The organism is Holdemanella sp., from assembly GCF_056804935.1.
Window position 1 is genome coordinate 1 of the sequence record NZ_DBMEXE010000250.1, and the last position, 2212, is coordinate 2212.

The following is a 2212-nucleotide window of genomic DNA, read 5'->3' on the forward strand; positions in this document are numbered from 1 at the left end:
TGACGTATTAATTTGTATGGCAACTTAATATTAGTCTATGACTTTACATTTTGTCTGACTTTCCATTTCATATTTAATGTAAAGCTTCGCATTAAATATGATAATTTAGCTGGACTGTTGCCATTTTCCATTCACTCAATTCAAATGGATGTTCTGGCAATGGATTCATAAAATCTTTTTTCTTCATCCATGTAGACAGATTTTCTAGAACCTTCACGCTTTTGGAATTCTTCATTATTTAATTTGTTCATTTCAATATAGATGGCTTTATTCAATGATTCAAAAGTAAAGAATGTTCGATTACGTAAAATACCAATTATCGTTGTAGCCATACTGAATACAGATCCTTCTGCAGCTCCTTTATCTTTTGGCATTTTAACGCGTGCAGGAATAACAGCCATTCCATAATAGTCTGCCATTTCCTGGTAAGATTTATTCAAAACAGGATCCTCATACTTCCTGTGTTCAGTAACACCGGTTTTAAGATTATCTGGAACAAGAATGCGTGAGACACCACCAAAATATTCAAATGCGTGAATATGACAATTAATCCAATTCTTAGAATCCATCCGAGGACAAGCCTCTACATAACAGTACATGCTGAATGGAAGCACGGCTACAAACATATAAGCAGTAACATCCTGGTTCAATGAGCGATCATGAACCTTCATTGTCTTACCATCCCAGTCAACCATTATCCTATCCCCAGGCTTATGCGTGATATGCATCGTAAGCTTGTTCTTTTTTACATAGCTCGAGTAATTGTTACAAAATGCACTGTACTTTAGATATACCTTATGCGTACTTTTACATTGATCCACATATTCTTTCCAAAGCATTTTTAAACTGACTCCAACCTTCAAAAGCTCCTTATGCACATATGCATAGTCAGGCTGTTCATAAGAAACATCTATTCCATTTGATGGAAAAAGAAGTTCATTAATTTGGGATTCGCTTAAATTGTAAGCAGTGTTCCAATAGACACCTGCAGCATCTGCTGCATCAAATACATCACGAACAGTATTTCGTGACACTTTCAGCATTCTAGCGATTTCACGCTGAGAATGATTCTCAAACCTAAGTTCAAGAATTCGTTTTAAATCTCGCATAAAAAAACACCTCCAATTCGCAAGATCTGTAGAACTTAATATTCTACAAATACATCTTACAACTGAAGGTGTATAAGCGGCTCTGATTAATGGATTGGGTGGCTCTAAATAATGGAATGGGTGGCTCTCAGTGCTGGACAGTGTGGCTCTGAATGCGTGGAATACTCAATGTAATCCTGTAACTGTGAAAAAAGTGTTTGACATAAGTATGTCCTCCTTTATAATTTCAAGTTACATCATTAATTGACATTATGCGTGTCTAAATAATAAATAAATCAAATTATTTTTAGAATAAACCATAGGACTATTTGGAAAATAAAGAATCATACGATAAATGTAATACACTATCATGAGTGCACACCATAGAATTAATATCATTTTTCTTTTCTCGGGTTTTAACAAGCATAGAACGCCACAAATTAGTGTTGGTATTAATAGGGCATGGTAATACAAAGATAATTGAATATTTCCTTTCAAAAGATAATACAGGCTTGTTTTCATGTTGCATCCTGGACATGGCAAACCTGTCATGAATTGAAAGGGGCATTTATAGAATAATAAAAGAAGGAATAGTGTGAGAACTATTCCTAAATATTTAGTCTTTTGCGAAACCATTAATATGACTCTGAAGGATGCAATAGGATACTAATGATAATTGAAGTATAGATAATACCATTAAAACGATACTATCATCACTAGGATGATGTCCATTACTTCTTGTAAGACTAGATACCATTTTACCAGCCTTCCATAAGTAGTATAGTAAGTAGATTCCACATGTCACAATACTTAATACAACAACAAGTCCTGGTTCAGCGCCTTTTTCTTGTTTTTGACTTTCACATAGATCATTTAAGTCATGTGCGATTGTATATAGCCAATAAATACTATAAATGCCACAAGTAACTAGACTTAATACTACACATAGTCCAATACTCTTTTCTTTTACAACTCCAGTAGTGAATGAAAAACTTGGTTCTACATGCACTGTTTCATTACCTGCAAGCTCGGTATTCTTTAATCTTTGCCAATCTTGCATGCCTGTTTTCCATACAAAACTATTTCCAGTTAATACACCACTATCAATAAATCCTTTCATGTCT

The 2212-nt window shown here is 34.2% G+C and carries 3 protein-coding genes; all 3 read right to left on the reverse strand.

Annotated features, from left to right (window positions below):
* Nucleotides 1-140: 140 nt before the first annotated feature.
* The gene (istA, locus tag ACZQCL_RS08920) at nucleotides 141-1109 is read right to left on the reverse strand and encodes an IS21 family transposase (RefSeq protein WP_482482890.1); all 969 of its coding nucleotides are present in this window, start codon (nucleotides 1107-1109) and stop codon (nucleotides 141-143) included.
* Between the two features lie 249 nt (nucleotides 1110-1358).
* A complete protein-coding gene (locus ACZQCL_RS08925; protein WP_482482892.1) occupies nucleotides 1359-1724 on the reverse strand; it encodes a DUF2752 domain-containing protein in 366 nt (121 codons plus the stop codon).
* Nucleotides 1705-2212, reverse strand: a 508-nt coding sequence (locus ACZQCL_RS08930; protein WP_482482894.1) for a DUF4234 domain-containing protein, incomplete at its 5' end; no start/stop codon positions are given. The genes ACZQCL_RS08930 and ACZQCL_RS08925, both read right to left, overlap by 20 nt.

Coding starts and splice junctions, on each gene's coding strand:
- istA (WP_482482890.1), bottom strand. CDS start 1,109: ATGCGAGATTTAAAACGAATTCTTGAACTTAGGTTTGAGAATCATTCT.
- ACZQCL_RS08925 (WP_482482892.1), bottom strand. CDS start 1,724: ATGGTTTCGCAAAAGACTAAATATTTAGGAATAGTTCTCACACTATTC.